Here is an 18,942-nt window from a genome sequence, read left to right on the forward strand (position 1 = left end):
TTTTAAAACCAGTGGATGTTGAGCCAAAGTAAAGTAATAAAAATAGCCATATGAATGAGCTGGGCGGGAACGAAAGCAAGGGCATAGCGTAGTCCGCCCGAAATTGCAGAGTTCACACTTTTAGCAAGAGCGTGAACTGCAAAACCTCCTAAAAAGGCAATTAATAAAGGTGTCATATGTGCGCTATCAGGTTCACCTTGCACAATGACCGCCGCTATAGCTGCATGTATTTCAAATAAAGAAGCAAGTAAGGTCCCCGCGATTAATCCCGCATCGCCTAAAGATAGACTTAAACCATAAACACCTGCCTGAATAAGGGTAAGTGTACCCGCAATAATAATGGCTTCTTTTAAGCTGAACATTCTTGAGTCAAGCTCGGGCGAAGCCGTACTAGGTTCGGATTTACGTAATAAAATAAAAGCCCATACTGCTAAAACTAGTAAGGTAATAAGTGTAGGAAATATAATCAGTTTGAACCAAGCAAAGCTAATACCGATCACAATAATTAAGGTTTGAATCAGTGTTGAAACGCAAGACATCAATGCAGCACCTGCATTTGTTGTTGCGTTGGCTTTGCCAGAGCGTACTTCTAAACCTAAACTGGCAATAGTTGCTGTACTAGAAACAAATCCAGAAGCTAAAGAAGAAAGCAATAAAGCATTTTTAGATGACAAAAGTCGCTTCGCAATATGGGCGAGGGCTTGTACAAATAAGATTAAAGTCAGTAATTTTAAAATCACATGTGGATTTAAAACAGGCCCCCAAAAAGGCTTATTAGGTACTAAAGGCAGAGCAATTAACAGTAAGGCAAGTAGAAAAATACCATCACGCAACTCCGATTCAGTAATCCACTGACTGGCAATGCCATGCATAGACTGCTTAGCTATTAAGATAGTTGTCATTATCACAGCTAGGCCAGCAGCGAGCGAAATATTCCAAATGCAAAGTGCCCCAATGAAGTAAGTCATAATAAAGGCGAGTTCGGTGGTCACGCCCGGGTCATTTGGCTGATTTTTGAGGGAAACAATACTAATAGCACCAATGAGTAAGGCACCTACAATTCCAATTTCAATGCCAAATATAAAACAGACCGCTCCTAATAATGCACTAATGGCAAAAGATCGAAATCCCGCAAAGGTTTTATATTCATGTTTAAGCTTACTTCGTTCTCGTTCTAAACCAATTAATAAACCACAACCAAGCGCCGCAGCAATGACTGTAATAAATTCTTCAAATGATGCTGTTTGTAATGACATTGTCATTGGAAGTTCCATATTACTTCCTCTTTGCTTATTGTTATATGTAGATTTGAATCATTTTAAAATCATGTATTCATGTTCAGTTTATGCTTTTTATTATAGTGAGCATAGTGTCTTTTTTAGACAAAACTATGTAGAAAATATTTCTATAAATATGACCTGTGACACAAAAAAATACTAAGATGAGAAGTGGTTTAATTAACTGATGTTAAAGGATATTTAAATGTAAAACATCTCTGCTATATTATAAAAATATATTGGGGATAACGCATGAATGCACATGTAGAAATAGATACGTATTGGTGTCTAGAACAACTATTACAAGAAGGCCGTATAACAGAACGAGATAAATTACTGGTACAGACAAGTCACCGCCAAAAAGACCAGTTAAAGTGGCATCCATTACAGTGGATTGCACATTTCAATTTAAAAGATCAGCAGCATACACATGCCCATTTGAGTTTAAACCGCTTATGTTTATGGTTTGCAGATCGGGTTCAGCTACCTCTATTTGTGATCGATCCTTTAAAGGCAGATGTCAGTGCTTTAACGCAGGTCATGTCACAAGAGTTTGCCATTCGCAACCATATTTTAGCTGTTGAAATTCATGCTGACCGAATCGTGATTGGAACAGATCAACCCTTTCAAACAGATTGGCTCAATAATCTCGAACGAAGTCTAGCGCCTAAAAAAATTGAACGGGTACTGCTTAATCCCGAACAGTTACAACGCTATTTGCGCGAATATTATCAGGTAAGTCGCGCGGTAAACTCGGCTCAAAAAGATGCGGCTCATGACCGCGACACTAAAAATGTTGAAGCACTTTTGCAGCTTGGCGATAGTCAAAACCCAGATGCAAATGATCAGCATATTGTGAAATTAGTCGACTGGATTTTACAGTTTGCATTTGAGCAGAGTGCCAGTGACATTCACATGGAACCGCGTAAAGATAATGGTAAAGTCAGGTTTAGGATTGATGGCGTTTTACACACCATTTATAACATGCCTTCAAATACGCTGACCGCCGTGATTTCTCGGATTAAAATTTTAGGACGTTTGAATGTAGCGGAAAAACGTAAACCACAAGATGGCCGGTTAAAAACACGTACACCTAAAGGGCAAGAAACCGAATTACGTTTATCAACCTTACCAACCGCATTTGGTGAAAAACTGGTTATGCGTATTTTCGACCCTGATGTGTTGGTACGTTCTTTTCAGCAATTGGGTTTTGAAGAGCGTTTATTACAACAGTGGCAACAATTAACAAAAAATAGCCACGGCATTATTTTAGTCACAGGTCCCACAGGCTCCGGTAAAACGACCACGCTATATTCATCTTTAAAGCAGCTTGCAACCGAGCAGGTCAATGTATGTACCATTGAAGATCCGATTGAAATGCTAGAGCCTAGTTTTAACCAAATGCAGGTGAATAATGCAATTGAATTAGGCTTCGCAGACGGTGTACGTGCTCTGATGCGACAAGACCCCGACATTATTATGATTGGGGAAATTCGTGATCAAGATACAGCGAATATGGCCATTCAGGCAGCATTAACAGGTCATTTGGTTTTATCAACTTTACATACCAATGATGCACCGTCTAGTTTGACTCGTTTGCATGATCTAGGTGTACAACCATTTCTGACAGCTGCAACAATTTTGGGTGTTCTCGCGCAGCGCTTAGTCCGCCAGCTTTGCCCACACTGTAAGCAAAAAACTCATATTAATGAGGATGAGTGGGAACACCTAACCTTTGACTACATTATGGAAATGCCTGAAACGGTTTATCAAGCGGTAGGCTGCGAAGAATGTCGTCATACAGGCTATAAAGGGCGAGTCGGTATTTATGAGTTTATGCTGGTCAGTCTTGAGCTTAAACACCTTATTAGTAGTCATGGGGTATTAAATGATTTAAGAACTCAAACTAAAAAAGAAGGTATAGAACCTTTAAGAATTGCGGGAGCCCGTAAAGTGATTGAAGGACTTACGACATTAGAAGAGGTCCTGCGGGTTGTGCCATTAAATTAAGTTTTTCTTAAGATTCACCTCATTTATGGTTGATTTAATTGCTTTATCCCAAAAGGGAACCATAAACAGAGGGTAATAATATGAATATGCTTAAAGTAATGTTGATGACTGCTGGTATGACTGCTGCTGGCGTAGTTGTGGCGAATACACCAGTGAATCAAGCTGCAATTGCTCCGGCAACTGTCACCACAGTAAAACAGGCATTAACCTCAAAAGATAATACACCGATCAAATTACATGGTCAGGTTGTAAAATCTTTAGGTGATGAAAAATATCAATTCCGTGACAAGACAGGTAACATTACAATTGATGTAGATGATGAACTTTGGCAAGGTCGCCCTATTTCAGCCAATACAAATGTGACTTTAATTGGTGAAGTAGACATTGACTATAAACCTTTAAAACGCGTAGAAATTGATGTGGATCAAGTTCAGTTCTAATGAATAAGGTCTGTAGATCTACTACTTTTAGCCGCATTTAAATCATGCGGCTTTGCTTTTTTTACAAAGGCTTGGCAAGATCAAATCAGGATATAACAGGAAAAATAGATGAGAATTTTGCTTGCAGAAGATGATCGCTCTCAAGCTGAAAGCATTCAATCATGGTTAGAGTTAGACGGTTATCAGGTAGATTGGGTCGAAAGAGGTGATTATGCACTTACGGCAATCGAACAGCATGATTATGACTGTATTTTACTTGATCGGGGGCTGCCTCAACTGGCTGGTGAAAAGGTTCTCACTACCATCCGCCATAAACAAAAAAATGTTCCTGTTATTTTTATTACTGCACGTGACAGCATTCATGATCGGGTAGAGGGGCTAGATTTAGGCGCAAATGATTATTTGGTTAAGCCTTTTAGTTTAGAAGAGTTATCCGCCCGAATACGTGCTCAATTACGCAAACAAACTTTGAGTCAGCAATCGGTTTTAACATGGGGTGACCTACAACTTGATACGCAAGCGAAAGTCGTATTAAGCGCAGGCAAGTCTATCGATTTAACGGCAAAAGAATTCCAAATATTGCGTAAGCTTATGGTGCATCCCGAGCATATTATTACCCGTGATCAATTAGAAGAAGCACTCTATGCATGGGGCGAGGAAATTGAAAGTAACGCAATCGAAGTATTTATTTATCAACTTCGAAAAAAAATCGGAAGTAGCAGTATTAAAACCATACGGGGGCTAGGCTACCGTATGGGAGATGTAAAATGAAATCGAATCGCTCATCTTTGCAGTCTCAACTGGTTAAAACGACGATGTGGAGTAGTATCGTGGTGGGATTACTGGCTTTAAGCTTACTCACCATATTTTCTATCTATCACAACATGTCAGTGCAAGACGAAATCATGGATGAAATTTCAGATACTTTGCTGGTTTCTGATCTTTCTGAACATTCCATGAAACAGTTTGATGAACTGAGTGATGAATTTGATATTCAGTATGAGTTATTAAACACAGGCCAAGTACTTACTCATTCTCATACCTATCAGCATGAACTTTTTGAACAAGGTAACTTATCAGAAGGTTTTTCGTATTTTTGGTTTGATGGACAATTGTGGCGTAGTCTGGCTGCACAACAAGAAGACTCTCAGCTACAAGTTGAAGTTTTTCAACCAATGAGTACACGTGTTGAAGAGGTACTCAAAGCACTTGCTGGATATAGCGGTCTTATGGTGTTGTTTTGGTTACTGCAATGGGTCATTGTAAGTTGGCGTACCGAGCATCAATTGGCTGCACTCAATTTACTTTCTAGACGAATTGCTCAAAAAACTGCATCAAATTTAGAGCCAATTCAAGAACCAGATGTCATTACAGAAATTCAACCTGTTATAGATGCATTAAATCAATTGCTTGCGAGATTGCAAAGGGCTCTTGTTGCTGAACAGCGTTTTACCGCGGATGCTTCGCATGAGCTACGTTCTCCGTTATCTGCCATACAAATGCGTCTTCAGGTTTTACAGCGTAAATACCAACATCTTCCAGAACTTCATCAAGATTTTGAACGCATACAAGAAGACGTTTCTAGAAGTACAAAAATACTTGAGAATTTACTTCTTCTGGCCCGCTTAGAACCTAATGAAGCTGAACAGCCCGAACTTCCTAAGACAGTTATCGATTTAAATTACTTACTGGCTAGAGTGATTGAAACTGTAGATTTAGATGCGAAGGCTAAACAGATGTTGATAGAGACCAATACCTTATCGACAGAAACTAAAACATATGCGAATGAAGAATTGCTATTTATTGCTTTTAGAAATTTATTTGATAACGCCATTCGTTATAGCCCGACACTAGGCTCTATTCATGTTGAGATTAGTCAATATGAACAGCAAATTAAGGTGTCTATTGAAGACACGGGAAATGGAGTAGATGATGAAGTGCTATTACGGTTAGGGCAGCGTTTTTTTCGGGTACTTGGTACTCAGCAGCAAGGTTCTGGCTTAGGAATTTCAATTACTCGAAAAATTATTGAATTGCATAATGGCAAGTTACGTTTTATGCATGCTGAACAAGGTGGGCTGAGAGCAGAGATTATTCTTCCTTCATAAAAAATAGCATGGTTACCCATGCTATCCATTTTTTGTTTTCCCACGAATATTATTGAAACGCGAGTATGTTTTTTATTTAGTTAAAATTAGGCGATTGTTGCGAGTGAGGCGTAAACGATATTCCTCGCCAGCATGCATAATGCGAATTTCACGGCCTAATGCAAAGAGGTTATTAGAATGTAACATTGGTAAGGCGTGAGCTGTGTCATTGTTACGGGTAAATAAGCTAAAAGGTGCGTTCATTTGTTGTGCTCCGTGGTATGTTCTTGAACGATTTAAATGATAATCATTATCGAATAGATCTGTCAATGAGATTTTTAAGATTTTATAAAATGATAAAATTTGCTTACACTTGAGAAAAGTTTTAGAGAGTAAAAAGATGCCCAAACCAATAGTCGATGTCGCTATAGCAATCTTGATCCATCTTGGAAAAATATTAGTTGGATGGCGCGAAGAGCAGCAACATCAAGGTGGAAAGCATGAGTTCCCTGGTGGAAAGGTTGAACAAGGTGAAACACCAGAAGAAGCCTGCCGCCGTGAGATTTATGAAGAGGTGGGTATTGGTTTAAAAGATTGGCATCAGTTTGATTATATTCACCATGAATATGATGACATTATCGTCAACCTTCATTTGTTCCATAGTTATGTACCTGATGAGTTATTAAATCTTATTCACCAGCCATGGGCATGGTACACACGTGATCAGCTACTTCATTTAAACTTTCCAAAAGCCAATAAAAACATCATAAAACGACTCTATTGGCCTCATCTCATCAAAATTAGCAATACGCTTTCAACGGTAGAAAGTAGTGATGCTTTATTGTACTGGCGTATCGAAGAATTTGAGCCGCAGTATATAGAGCAATTAACTGCTTTAGATGAAGGGCAACGATCAAGTTTAATTATAAATGTAGATATCTGGCATCAATTAAGTCCTGAATTACAAAAACAAATAAAGACAGTTCATTTAAAGCAATCTCAACTCATGAATTTGCATAAAGGCGATTTAACAGTGGGCGTACGTTATATTGCTGCTTGTCATGATGCCGTTTCTTTAAAACAAGCTCAGCAGATTGGTTGTGATGCTGTTTTTATTAGTCCTGTAAAACCAACAACGACTCATCCAGATGCTGTTGTATTAGGTTGGGAACGTTTTAGTGATCTCGCTCAAAATAGCCAGATTCCAGTTTTTGCATTAGGAGGAGTGCATCCGGATGATTTAGCCACTGCACAGCAGCATGGTGCATATGGCTTAGGAGGTATTCGTAATTTCTAATGAGAAAATAAAAAAGCATTAAAAGCTAAAGGGCTTTTAATGCTTGCTGTGCTTCTTGAACAGTTTTTTGATTATTGCGTTGTTGCCCAGCTTTTAAGATGACTAACCATAGCTGCTTTTTCATTGGCTGACTTTGGGCAAAACTCAAACCACGTCTTGCCAAAGACTCAGCATTAGAATATTGCTGTTTATGATTTGCCGTAAGCGCAAGAAATAAATAAGTCTCAGCCGCTTGTGGCGCTAAACGCTGTGCTTGAAGCGCATAGCGCTCAGCCTCTGACCACTGTTGATTTTTATAAGCCTGCTGTGTTTTTTGCATTAAAACTTTAAATGCAGGTAACTGGCTACCATCATCACTAAAATGTTGAGGCTTTTTTTGCTGAGGAACAATCACCTGTAAATTTTTACGTTGAATTTCTGGGTGATCATAAGGCGTAATTTTTACACCTGATGGAGTTTCCGTCTTTTTGACTGGAGGAGTAGGTGTTTTCTCTTTGGAGTCAGAATGATCAGGCAGAGTTGTACAGCCGACCATAAGAACAGCACCAATATAAAAAACACCTTTCTTCAACATATCCTAATTTCCTGTTAACGCTTAGTTGTTATAACTACCACTTGAAATTACTCGTGAGTTGTTTGACAGATCTTGTTCCATCTGGTTTTCACTTTCACGAATATAACTGTCGGTATTATCATCCTGAGAGTCAGGAATTGTGTTATCACTTTGTGGCGTATATGTTGGATCAACTTGATAATAAGGTGCTCCACATGGCGTAGCACGGTGCGGAACCGTATGCGTTAGCATCGGAATATACATAGCACCATCACAAGCTTGAGCAGATAAATCACCCGTTGCACGGTCAATCCACTGCCACTGTACAGTGTCTGGTTGGCGTAGGTTTACAGGCGTTTGACGTAATTGTTTCATCACATTAATCCATACTGGCAATGCACCCGATGAACCTGTTAATCCAGTCACTTTGTTGTCATCTAAACCTAACCACACTACAGCAACGTGGTTACCTGAGTAACCCGCAAACCATGAGTCACGTGTATCGTTAGTCGTACCTGATTTACCCGCCAATTTTAAAGCAGGAGACAAGCTATTATAAGCTGCGCGACCAGTACCCGAAGACATGACCTGTTGTAGACCATAATTCATAATATAGCCAACAGATGGATCAATGGTTTGTTGAACATTCAGGCCATAACGGTCAAGCAGGCGGCCATTCGCATCTACAACAGATCGAATTGCACGAGTCGGATATTTAAAGCCACCTGTAGCAAAGTTCTCATAAATTCCAAGAACCTCCATTGGTGACATATTGACTGCCCCAAGGAAAATAGAAGGGTAGGCAGGAATGGTAGACTCAACACCAAACTTTCTTAAGTTGTTGGTAAATGTCGATAGACCAAACTCTTGACCCAAGCGCACAGCAGATAGGTTATATGAATTTGCCAAAGCTTCACTCAGGCTGACTATACCATGTCCGCCACCACTGTAGTTTTTAGGTGTCCAACTTTTGCCACCATCTACAGGGATACTAATCGGTGCATCTTCAATTTGGGTTGCCCAGTTGTAACGCCCAGATTCAATAGCACTTAAATAAATCACAGGTTTTAATAAAGAACCAACTTGACGTTTTGCATCCACAGCACGGTTAAAACCAGTAAAGTCTTGTGTAGAACCAACAGCAGCAACGAGCTCGCCGTTTTCTGGATGTGCGATCAGTACAGCACCCTGTAAGTTTTTCAAACGGGCTGGGTTGCTGTTTGCTAAGCGGTCTACTGAGGCTTTAAACGCATTTTGAACTTGAGTTTGAGTAATTGGGTCTAAAGTCGTAAAAATACGTAAGCCTTGATTAGTTAAATCACTTTCTTGATATTCTGTGCGTAATTGACGACGCACGATATCTAAAAAGTCAGGGAATTTTGCAGGGCCTAAACTTGGCTTATTTAACACATTTAAAGGACGTGCAATTTCATCTTCATATTCTGCTTGAGTTAAATAACCCATTACACGCATGTTATTTAACACGGTATCGCGGCGTTTTTTTGCACCTTCAGGATTTTTCCAAGGGTTATACAAAGAAGGGCCTTGCACCAAACCGACTAAATAAGCTTGTTGTGAAACATTGAGTTCACGTAACGGTAAACCAAAATAAAATTGTGAAGCCAAACCATAGCCATTAATTGAGTAGCTACCATTTTGGCCTAGATTCACTTCATTTAAATAGGCTTCTAAAATTTCATCTTTGCTGTAATGCAGCTCAATGAGTAAAGCCATTAATGCTTCATTAACTTTACGTTTTAAGGTGCGTTCAGGTGTAAGGTAGAAGTTTTTAACTAATTGTTGAGTTAGGGTTGAACCACCTTGACGCTTTCCGCCTGTAATATTACTCACCAATGCACGAGCAGTACCACGAATTGAAACCCCGTGATGATGATAGAAATTACGGTCTTCTGTTGAAATTAAAGCTTCAATAAGAGGTTTAGGGACATTATTCAGTTTAATGAGAACACGGTCTTCATTATGTTGAGGGTAAATCCCTCCAATCAGTAGTGGCTCTAGTCGCGCAACACCCGTTGAAGAAGGTTTTGTACTTCGAACTTCAGCAACCTGATCATTTGCAAAACTTAACTCTAGTACTTGTTCGGGTTCAACACTGTCGCCGTAATCAAAACCACGCGTGTGGATATACATATTGCTACCTTGAGCAACATAGGTTCCAGACTTGTCATAATTACTTGAAGTTTTGTAACCCAAGAGTTTTAATTCTTGAGTGAAATTTGCTTGGGTAATAGGTGCGTTATTATAAATTTCCAAAGGTCGTGCGAACACTTTGGCGGGAATATCCCACCGCTGTCCTTCAAATTTTTCACGGATAATATTATCTAAACGAATCAGATAGATACTAAGAGCAATAAAAGCACCAATGACCAAAATGGAAAAAATTAGTGCAAAGAAACCGATACCACGTTCAAACTTCATAAAAATGAGATAAAACCCTAACAATGCCTGTAATGATGCGATAGCTTGTCATCAATTTGCAATGATAAAACTGTGAATAATTGGAAAACTTAGATTGAATTTTACAGCATCTTGTTGTTATGTTTTTTTAAATTAATCAGGTTAATGTTATTATAGCCAAGTATCGCAGCGGAGCTTACTCATTCGTGCAAATTTCACATAAGTCCTTCAGAAACGTCGGGTTAATCGGTCGACCAGATAAATCATCAGTAGTAGAAACACTATGTTTAATTCATGATCATTTGTTGAACCTAGGCTTAAACCCCATTTTTGATCAGGAAACTGCTGAATTAGTGCCTTATGATCATGCACAAATTGTAAGTCGTCATTTATTGGGTGAAGTTGCTGATTTAGTCATAGTTGTTGGAGGCGACGGTTCTTTACTCCACGCTGCTAGAGCTTTAGTTCGTTACAATACACCTGTTATTGGTATTAACCGCGGGCGGTTAGGTTTTTTAACTGATATCAAACCTTCAGAAGCCATTTTCAAACTTGACCAAGTACTTCAAGGGCATTTCCAGCTTGACCGTCGTTTCTTACTTGAAATGGAAGTACGAACAAATGGTGAAGTCATTTATGACGCTATTGCCTTAAATGATGTGGTTTTGCACTCGGGTAAATCGGTACACATGATTGACTTCGAGCTTAATATTGATGGTCAATATGTTTACCGCCAACATAGTGATGGTTTAATTGTTTCGACTCCAACTGGATCAACGGCTTATGCATTGTCAGGTGGTGGTCCAATTTTACATCCAAGTATGGATGCTATTGCATTAGTTCCAATGCATCCCCATACATTGTCATCACGTCCCATCGTAGTCGGTGGTCAAAGCGAAATTAAAATCGTTATTCGCGAAAATCGGGTATTACCAATGGTGAGTGCAGATGGGCAACATAGTGTCTCGCTCAATGTTGGAGACAGTTTACACATCCGTAAACACCCATTTAAACTAAGTTTATTGCATCCACCAGGTTATGATTTCTATATGGCCTGCCGTACCAAACTTGGTTGGAACCAAGATTTTGAATCTTTTCAAAGAGATGAATCATGAATATTGAACAAATGCTATCTGTTTTAAACCCTGAAATAGTGGAGCGTTTAAAAACAGCAGTAGAAATTGGTAAATGGCCAAACGGCGTTGTTTTAACTAAAGAGCAACGTGAGACTTGTATGCAAGCTGTAATCGCTTGGGAGTTAAAGAACTTACCAGAAGATCAGCGTAGTGGTTATATTGACCGTGGTACAAAAGAAGAAGGCGAAGAGTGTGATGATGATCATCACAAGCATGAGCCAGAATTTAAACCAATTCGTTTTGTTTAAAACTGCATTTTAGAATAAAAGAATAAATCGTATTAGCATTTGCTATCGCGTAGGCGACATGGATGTCGCCTGTTGAGCAACAGTACAAGAACGTACTGTTTGCTCAACAAAAGATTTTTGTTACTTTTCATCTTTGAAAAGTAAGTATAGCCTATATGCAACAATATCGAAGAGACTTGGCGTATAAGGCTGTATGAACTAAATTTTATCTTTTAGCTCTGAATTTCGTGTATCCCATAACACTTTTGCTTTTTGCATCGCTTCTTCAAAATTAGCAACAACGCCGATCGTATATAGCGCGATTCCGATGGTTTCTGTTACGGCCATTTCGCCATATTCATGATGCTGCTGACCAAGCCATACTGCTTTAAATGTTGCTAAATCTAATTCTTCTTCAATTGGGCTTCGCTCAGGTGTGAGCTTTGGTAACTCATGTTCATAAAGCTCACCATTTTTAATACCACAAATGAGTGTCTTAGCATCTGGATTTCGTTCAAATTCACCACCTTCACCTTTAATGACGGCACTATTTTGATAGCCTAAGCGTAACGCACTATGTTGATGTGAAGTTCTATAAGCAGGGTGGAATATTGCTTGTAAGGTAGCCTTAGCGTTAAAAGGATTAATTAAACGAGCCAAAGTATGAATAGGCGAACGCAATCCCATGACATTTCTTAGAGATATCAAGTCGCTTAAAACTGGTGAAATCACATCTAGTGGTAAGTAAGCGAAATTTTGCTCTGCTAATTGTGCATGAACTTCTTGTTCAGAATGACAAATTTGATAACCAAGATATTCTAAGACTTGCTCTGTATAAACACGGTTAAGCGTGTGACCTGACGCACCATGCATAACAATTTTATGGCCATGCTGGGCAAGCGTAAGGGCGGCTAACAAAAACCATGGATAGTGTTTTCGCTTACCTGCGTAAGATGACCAATCTAAATCGACTTCTAAAGGCTCAAAATGAAGCTGATCTTTGGTCGCTTGCACAAACCCTGCAAGTTCATCAATCGATTCTTCTTTAACCCGAAGTAGCATTAAAAATGCACCTAGCTGCACATCTAGCACTTCACCTTTTAAAATCATGGTAAAAGCTTGATAGGCTTCTTCATAGCTTAAAGAGCGAGATCCGGTTTTCCCCTTACCTAAAATACGGACATATTGAGCAAAGGGATGTTCAGCATCTTTATAGATATTACGTTTAGTATTCATCGTAGTTCAAAACAATAAAAATGATGGGATGTAGGCAGCTCAAAATGAAATGTCCACAGGTATTTAATCAATATGACATAAAAAGCTGCTGAAAAAATATCAAAAGTGTTTCTTATACTAAAGTCTTAAGGCTACCTGAGTGTTTTTTATGCGTATTAGCTAAAAAATTAATCGAATCGTTATTTAATTCGAGTACACTTTCCCGTGCTTTTTTGAGCACTCATATCATAATTTTATGTGATTCTCCTATATCTTCAGCTTTTTATTGAAAAAGTAAGAGGTTATTTCGAGCTACTCAAAGTGGTTAGAAACTTCAGGTATTCTCCTGTTTTAGAAAACATTGATTTTGTTTTCATTGAGGTAGTAGGAAGGTTTTTTGTTCACAAAAAACCATTTCCCTTTTGCGGTGTTAATGTGAAAGGTTAGGGCTGTGTATTCGTAAAGAATAGACGTTTCATTTTGGTATTTCCAACGGACTTGGAAATATAGATTGAAGTAAAGTTATGGCTAAAAAACCGATTTATAAATCACTTTATTTTCAGGTGATTATTGCGATTATTGCGGGTATCTTGGTAGGACATTTTTCCCCAAGCTCAACGCAAATTGTCAATGGTGTCGAACAGCATATTCCGGGGTTAGGTGAAAAACTCAAGCCATTAGGTGATGCCTTTATTCGTTTGATCAAGATGATCATTGCTCCAGTTATTTTCTGTACCGTGGTAAGCGGTATTGCTGGCATGGAAAGCATGAAGTCAGTCGGAAAAACTGGCGGCGTTGCGTTGTTATACTTTGAAATCGTTTCAACAATTGCACTTCTAATTGGCCTTGTTGTAATTAACATTGCTAAACCGGGTGTAGGGATGAATGTTGACCCTACCACTCTCGATACTTCGGGCATTCAAAAATACGTCAGTTCTGGTGAGTCACAATCTACCATTGATTTCTTAATGCACATCATCCCTGATACGGTGGTTGGCGCGTTTGCAAATGGTGAAATCTTACAAGTCCTTCTTTTTGCAATTCTCTTTGGTTTTGCTTTACATAAGTTAGGTGATGCGGGACGTCCAGTTTTAAAATTTATTGATCAAGTTGCACATGTGTTCTTTAACATTGTGAATATGGTCATGAAATTAGCTCCGATTGGTGCATTCGGTGCAATGGCATTTACTATCGGTAAATATGGTGTTGGTTCACTCGTACAATTAGGGCAGCTCATTATCTGCTTCTATATTACGTGCTTACTCTTTATCTTCTTAATTTTGGGTACAATCAGCCGTATTAGCGGATTCAGTATCTTTAAGATGATTCGCCTGATTCGTGAAGAGTTATTAATTGTACTTGGTACATCTTCTTCTGAATCTGTTTTGCCTCGCATGTTACGTAAACTTGAAATTGCAGGTTGTGAAAAATCTGTAGTTGGTTTGGTTATTCCAACAGGTTATTCATTTAACCTTGATGGTACGTCAATTTATTTGACTATGGCCGCAATCTTTATTGCTCAGGCAACAAATACACAGCTTGATATTCAACATCAGATTACTTTGTTGTTGGTACTCTTAATTTCATCTAAGGGTGCTGCGGGTGTAACAGGCTCTGGCTTTATTGTTATGGCTGCAACTTTATCTGCTGTAGGACATATTCCAGTGGCAGGTCTGGCATTGATTTTAGGTATTGACCGTTTCATGTCAGAAGCCCGTGCATTAACTAACCTTGTTGGTAACTCATTAGCAACGATTGTTGTTGCAAAATGGGTCGGTGCTTTAGATAAAGATAAGCTAAATGATGCTTTAAACAATCCAGATGAAGTCGACAGAAAAATGATGGAGCAAAAAACTCCTCAAGTCGCTGAAGGTTTAGATTAATTCAAATAAATCTATATAAAAGAGGAAGCTTTGGCTTCCTTTTTTATTGGCTGACTGAAAAGTACAGTTTTAATGAGCAGCTATGTCATGACAGTAGCTTAAAAAATGATTAGCATGCACAACAATCAGATTAGATAAAACAATAAAGCCGAAGGAAAATATTATGTTGGCATACGATGCAGATTTAGAATTATTCCGTGATAATTTTAAACGTTTTATGAATGAGCATATTGCTCCACATTATGACGAATGGGAGCGCGAAGGAATCATGCCACGTTCCGTCTGGAATCAACTGGGCGAAAATGGCTTTTTATGTGTGGATGTTCCAGAAGAATACGGTGGTTATGGTGTGCCAACCTATTATTCATTAATGTTGGTTGAAGAATCGGCACGTGCTGGTTTTTGTGCCTTATCAACAGCGATTTCTTGCCACTCTGAAATTGCTGCACCATATATTTTACATATTGGGACAGAAGAGCAAAAACAATACTGGTTGCCGAAAATGGTGACAGGTGAAGTGGTTGGTGCAATTGGTATGACTGAACCTGGAGCGGGTTCGGATTTACAATCAATGCGTACTAGCGCCATTTTGCAAGATGACCATTATTTATTAAATGGCTCAAAAACCTTTATTTCAAATGGACAACATGCTGACCTTGTGGTGCTTGCAGTAAAAACTGATCCTCAAGCGCGTGCAAAAGGTGTGTCTTTATTATTGGCAGATACTCATCTAGAAGGTTTTAAAAAAAGTACCAACCTCGACAAAATCGGTCTGCATTCTCAAGACACATCTGAGCTATTTTTTGACAATGTTAAGGTTCCTAAAAACCAGTTACTCGGTCAAGCTGGACAAGGCTTTGCTTATTTAATGCAAGAATTACCACGTGAACGTACCGCTATTGCATCTACCGCAATTGGAGCTATTCGTGGTGCAATCGATTTAGCAACGGCTTATGTAAAAGAACGTCATGCATTTGGCCAACCTATTTCACAGTTCCAAAATACTCGTTTTGTTCTAGCACAAGCAAAAATTGATGAGCTTGCTACGGCTGCTTTTTATGAGAGAAACGTTGCTCTATATCAAGAAGGCAAGCTAGATGTGGAAACAGCAGCAGCGCTTAAAAGTTTCAGCACTGACATGCAAATGAAAGTCGCAGATAACTTGCTGCAACTTTTTGGTGGCTATGGTTATATGACTGAATATCCAATTTCACGTTTCTTTGTAGATGCACGTATTCAACGTATTTACGGTGGTACAAATGAAATTATGAAAGAAATCGTAGCGCGTGGATTAATTGGCAAAGCTTAATTAAGCAGAGAAAAAAACAGCCTATCCTAGAATGGGCTGTTTTGTTTTTAACTATTTGGTCTTCTGTTGAATGGCAGGATAGTCTTGTTGTTTCGGTAATTGCTGTAATGCATTATTCATCTTTCTTAAAAACTCATCTGCTTCATCTTGATGGAATGAATCTTCGGTGTATTTACTACGTTCTTGAAAGACGACACCACAACCCGTTATTTTCATATTTTCAGGATTAAATGACCAGTCATTTGGATTCTTTAAGTTAATGTTTAAATCACTTTCACAGCTTTTCCATAAACGTAAAAACTCATTTGATAATTCTGCTTTAAATCCTCGTGCTGGATAGACTGAAAATCCTTTCATTTCGGGATTAGAAAACTGTATAAACTTGTCTACTGGCATACCACCCCAAATGATTGCTGTATCTGGTGGTAAATAGATGCTTGATAAATTTTTTTCTTTTAAAACATATGTTTGCTCATATTTCTGCCTAAAATGTTGTGACTGATATGTCAGCTTAGTTTTAGGTGGGACTGGAATACCACGAACTTGATTACTGACAGTCGTCATATAGTAGGGGGAATTATCAGTACCATTGCAACCTGCAATTATTGGACAACCGCCACAAGCCGTTAAACTAAAAGTTGTAAAACCCAATAGGCTTAAAACAATAATTTTATTCATTCTATTTTACTGTTGTTATGACATATTGGGTCAGTATAACCAATCTATACATTAAGAGGAGTATCTTTAAGAACAACGAAATAATCATCTTTAAATGTAATTATGTTTTTACTTGGCTGGCTGCTGCAATGGCCCATCAAATAAAGATTTACAGCTTTCTAAATTTTGACATGAAGCAAACATAAGTGCTTTAGGCAAGCTCGCATATAAATTTGTAATATGTTGTTCAGCAGGGTTATAAAAATGCCAATAATTAAATTGGGTTGAACGTTTATTTTCTAAGGCTTTAAAGAAATCTGCTTCATTAAATTTATTGTTAAGTTGAGTACGAGGACCACCTTGCTCATGTGTACCGACTGTGGTCATGAGTAAAGGGGAATGATTTGGTTTCTGACTTTGCCAATCATTTAACTGCTGAAATAACATGCCTTGGTCAAACCAGAGAGAAGGGCTTGCAGCAAAGTAACGCTGAAATGCATCTGGCTTTTGAAAAAAATGATAAAGAACCAATAAGCCACCAAAAGAATGTCCATAAAGACTTTGCTGTTGGCTATTAATCGGAAATTGTTTTGCAATTGTAGGCTTGAGTTCGCTATTTAAAAAAGCAATAAACTGATCAGCACCCCCATATTTATATTTACCTTGTGCTTGAAATTGGGCAGAAGGTTTTGGAGTGTAATCATAAGCACGCTTTTGCACATCAAAGGTTTTTTGCTGAGGGTAACCAACCGCTACTATCATGAGTGGATCTAGTCCTAATTTGGTAGAACCAGCGCCAATCGACTGAGCAATATTGGCAGCACTTGGAAATGTAGCATTTCCATCTAATATATAAAGTACTGGATAGCCATGTTGGGGCGGGGCGACAGGTGGTTTATAAATTTGAATAAGATAATCATGGCCTGTATTTTTAGATTTAATTTGAAATTGTGCCTGATTATTTTGAAAAACGATTTTTGGTTGATTTTGTATAGGCGTTTGGGCGAGGGCAGAACAGCTTATTAAAGTACTTAATAAAAAACTAGTAGATAAAAGGAAAAATGATCTTTGCATAATGGGCGATAATAAAATTTATTATACAAATAATAAATGAAAATCATTATCAAATAAAGCAATCAAGAAATGGGAGCAAAAAGGTTAATGAAAAAAGCTCTTACAGCTATATTGCCTAACAAATCAAAGCAGACTATTGTTATACTCTCGTTTAAAAGATGATTTTACTGAGGCTGCATTCTAATGATCAACGATGATCAAAACAAAACGACTTCTCTTAGTTTAGAACAAATTCGTGAAGATATTGATAGTGTAGATCAACAGATTCAAGAATTATTAAATCGCCGCGCAAGCCTTGCTGAGGCTGTTGCTAAAGCTAAATTTGCTTCTGAAGAGAATCCTTTGTTTTATCGTCCTGAACGTGAAGCACAAGTTTTACGCAAAGTCATGGAGCGCAACCAAGGTCCTTTGTCTGATGTCACCATGGCGCGTTTGTTCCGTGAAATTATGTCTGCTTGCCTTGCTTTAGAAGCTCCGCAAAGTATTGCATTTTTAGGACCGGAAGGGACTTTTACTCAATCTGCCGTGCTTAAACACTTTGGTAAAGATGCAGTTGTTCGTCCATTACCAACAATTGATGAAGTGTTCCGTGAAGTAGAAGCAGGTAGTGCACATTACGGCGTAGTGCCAGTTGAAAACTCATCTGAAGGTATTGTGAACCATACTTTAGATTGTTTTAAAACATCGAATTTAAATGTGATTGGTGAAGTTGAATTACGTATTCATCATCAATTCCTAGTCTCTGAAAATACACGTAAAGACAGTATTAAACAGATTTATGCCCACCAGCAGACTTTGGCTCAATGTCGTCAGTGGTTAGATGCGCATTATCCGGGTGTTGAACGTGTTGCCTTAAACTCAAATGCTGAAGCTGCACGCCGTATTCGCAACGAATGGCACTCAGCTGCGATTGCGTCAGATATTGCAGCAGGTATGTATAACCTTGAAATCTTGCATAGCAATATTGAAGATAATCCGGAAAATACCACTCGTTTCTTAGTCATTGGCCGTGAAAAAATTCCACAAAGTGGCAATGACAAAACTTCATTATTAATTTCAGCGCATGACCGCGCTGGTGCTTTATTAGAAATTTTAGCGCCGTTTGCAAAACATAATATTAGCTTAACAAGTATTGAAACCCGTCCAGCATTACCTGAAAAGTGGGCCTATGTATTCTTTATCGATTTAGAAGGTCATATCGATCAAGAGAATGTTGCTGCGGCAATCAATGATATTCGTCCAATGGTAAAAGAACTTCGTATTTTAGGTTCTTATCCTGCTGCTGTTCTTTAATCACTCATGTTGGAATAATGACATGCATCAAGATGGTCATGTCATTATGCTTAAAAACAAATTGCT

General features: G+C 38.5%; 17 protein-coding genes. 10 read left to right on the forward strand and 7 right to left on the reverse strand.

The genetic code is table 11. The features are described from left to right. Positions 1 to 2 precede the first annotated feature (2 nt). Entirely contained in the window at positions 3 to 1,274 is a 1,272-nt protein-coding gene (locus MKL33_RS01595; protein ID WP_270906344.1) for an MgtC/SapB family protein, read from the reverse strand. A gap of 255 nt (positions 1,275 to 1,529) precedes the next feature. Between MKL33_RS01595 and MKL33_RS01600 the strand changes: the two genes are divergently transcribed. From MKL33_RS01600 to MKL33_RS01615, 4 genes are all read left to right on the forward strand, one after another. Then, the gene (locus tag MKL33_RS01600) at positions 1,530 to 3,287 is read left to right on the forward strand and encodes a GspE/PulE family protein (RefSeq protein WP_270906345.1); all 1,758 of its coding nucleotides are present in this window, start codon (positions 1,530 to 1,532) and stop codon (positions 3,285 to 3,287) included. Positions 3,288 to 3,367: 80 nt separating this feature from the next. After that, on the forward strand, positions 3,368 to 3,727 hold the full coding sequence (locus MKL33_RS01605; RefSeq protein WP_017398588.1) for a NirD/YgiW/YdeI family stress tolerance protein: 360 nt from the start codon (positions 3,368 to 3,370) through the stop codon (positions 3,725 to 3,727). A gap of 108 nt (positions 3,728 to 3,835) precedes the next feature. Continuing rightward, entirely contained in the window at positions 3,836 to 4,498 is a 663-nt protein-coding gene (locus tag MKL33_RS01610; RefSeq protein WP_014207221.1) for a response regulator transcription factor, read from the forward strand. After that, positions 4,495 to 5,835 carry a sensor histidine kinase gene (locus tag MKL33_RS01615; protein ID WP_075383613.1) on the forward strand — a complete coding sequence of 447 codons (1,341 nt, stop codon included), beginning with the start codon at positions 4,495 to 4,497 and terminating at the stop codon, positions 5,833 to 5,835. Before MKL33_RS01610 ends, MKL33_RS01615 begins: the two co-directional genes overlap by 4 nt. A gap of 72 nt (positions 5,836 to 5,907) precedes the next feature. Here MKL33_RS01615 and hemP read toward each other — a convergent pair whose 3' ends face one another. Beyond that, positions 5,908 to 6,078: a hemin uptake protein HemP gene (gene hemP, locus MKL33_RS01620; protein ID WP_002118129.1), complete on the reverse strand. Its 171-nt coding sequence runs from the start codon at positions 6,076 to 6,078 to the stop codon at positions 5,908 to 5,910. Positions 6,079 to 6,214: 136 nt separating this feature from the next. Between hemP and MKL33_RS01625 the strand changes: the two genes are divergently transcribed. Continuing rightward, entirely contained in the window at positions 6,215 to 7,111 is an 897-nt protein-coding gene (locus MKL33_RS01625; protein ID WP_270906346.1) for an NUDIX domain-containing protein, read from the forward strand. Between the two features lie 25 nt (positions 7,112 to 7,136). On the opposite strand, the gene MKL33_RS01630 is transcribed toward MKL33_RS01625, so the two are convergent. Further along, the gene (locus MKL33_RS01630; protein WP_002118198.1) at positions 7,137 to 7,685 is read right to left on the reverse strand and encodes a tetratricopeptide repeat protein; all 549 of its coding nucleotides are present in this window, start codon (positions 7,683 to 7,685) and stop codon (positions 7,137 to 7,139) included. A 21-nt stretch (positions 7,686 to 7,706) separates the two neighbouring features. Next, entirely contained in the window at positions 7,707 to 10,103 is a 2,397-nt protein-coding gene (mrcB, locus tag MKL33_RS01635) for a penicillin-binding protein 1B (RefSeq protein WP_270906347.1), read from the reverse strand. Positions 10,104 to 10,288: 185 nt separating this feature from the next. On the opposite strand from mrcB, the gene MKL33_RS01640 reads away from it, so the two are divergent. Both MKL33_RS01640 and MKL33_RS01645 read left to right on the forward strand, forming a co-directional pair. Continuing rightward, the gene (locus tag MKL33_RS01640; RefSeq protein WP_005073476.1) at positions 10,289 to 11,197 is read left to right on the forward strand and encodes an NAD(+) kinase; all 909 of its coding nucleotides are present in this window, start codon (positions 10,289 to 10,291) and stop codon (positions 11,195 to 11,197) included. Next, the gene (locus MKL33_RS01645) at positions 11,194 to 11,466 is read left to right on the forward strand and encodes a YeaC family protein (protein WP_002118245.1); all 273 of its coding nucleotides are present in this window, start codon (positions 11,194 to 11,196) and stop codon (positions 11,464 to 11,466) included. The genes MKL33_RS01640 and MKL33_RS01645 overlap by 4 nt, the downstream gene beginning before the upstream one ends. Before the next feature lie 198 nt (positions 11,467 to 11,664). Here the strand turns inward: MKL33_RS01645 and MKL33_RS01650 are convergent, their stop codons facing one another. Then, the gene (locus MKL33_RS01650) at positions 11,665 to 12,681 is read right to left on the reverse strand and encodes a glycosyl transferase family protein (RefSeq protein WP_270906348.1); all 1,017 of its coding nucleotides are present in this window, start codon (positions 12,679 to 12,681) and stop codon (positions 11,665 to 11,667) included. A gap of 503 nt (positions 12,682 to 13,184) precedes the next feature. On the opposite strand from MKL33_RS01650, the gene MKL33_RS01655 reads away from it, so the two are divergent. Both MKL33_RS01655 and MKL33_RS01660 read left to right on the forward strand, forming a co-directional pair. Continuing rightward, the gene (locus MKL33_RS01655) at positions 13,185 to 14,543 is read left to right on the forward strand and encodes a dicarboxylate/amino acid:cation symporter (protein ID WP_270906349.1); all 1,359 of its coding nucleotides are present in this window, start codon (positions 13,185 to 13,187) and stop codon (positions 14,541 to 14,543) included. 163 nt (positions 14,544 to 14,706) lie between these two features. Further along, the gene (locus tag MKL33_RS01660) at positions 14,707 to 15,852 is read left to right on the forward strand and encodes an acyl-CoA dehydrogenase family protein (protein ID WP_270906350.1); all 1,146 of its coding nucleotides are present in this window, start codon (positions 14,707 to 14,709) and stop codon (positions 15,850 to 15,852) included. A 51-nt stretch (positions 15,853 to 15,903) separates the two neighbouring features. Here the strand turns inward: MKL33_RS01660 and MKL33_RS01665 are convergent, their stop codons facing one another. Together MKL33_RS01665 and MKL33_RS01670 are read right to left on the reverse strand one after the other, a co-directional pair. Further along, positions 15,904 to 16,530 (reverse strand): hypothetical protein, encoded by a 627-nt coding sequence (locus tag MKL33_RS01665; protein ID WP_270906351.1) that lies wholly within the window; start codon positions 16,528 to 16,530, stop codon positions 15,904 to 15,906. A gap of 108 nt (positions 16,531 to 16,638) precedes the next feature. Further along, positions 16,639 to 17,583 (reverse strand): alpha/beta hydrolase, encoded by a 945-nt coding sequence (locus MKL33_RS01670; RefSeq protein ID WP_270906352.1) that lies wholly within the window; start codon positions 17,581 to 17,583, stop codon positions 16,639 to 16,641. A 183-nt stretch (positions 17,584 to 17,766) separates the two neighbouring features. On the opposite strand from MKL33_RS01670, the gene pheA reads away from it, so the two are divergent. Beyond that, the gene (pheA, locus tag MKL33_RS01675; protein WP_002049199.1) at positions 17,767 to 18,876 is read left to right on the forward strand and encodes a prephenate dehydratase; all 1,110 of its coding nucleotides are present in this window, start codon (positions 17,767 to 17,769) and stop codon (positions 18,874 to 18,876) included. Positions 18,877 to 18,942 lie beyond the last annotated feature (66 nt).

The organism is Acinetobacter sp. AOR43_HL (genome assembly GCF_027854635.1).
Classification (GTDB): domain Bacteria; phylum Pseudomonadota; class Gammaproteobacteria; order Pseudomonadales; family Moraxellaceae; genus Acinetobacter; species Acinetobacter pittii.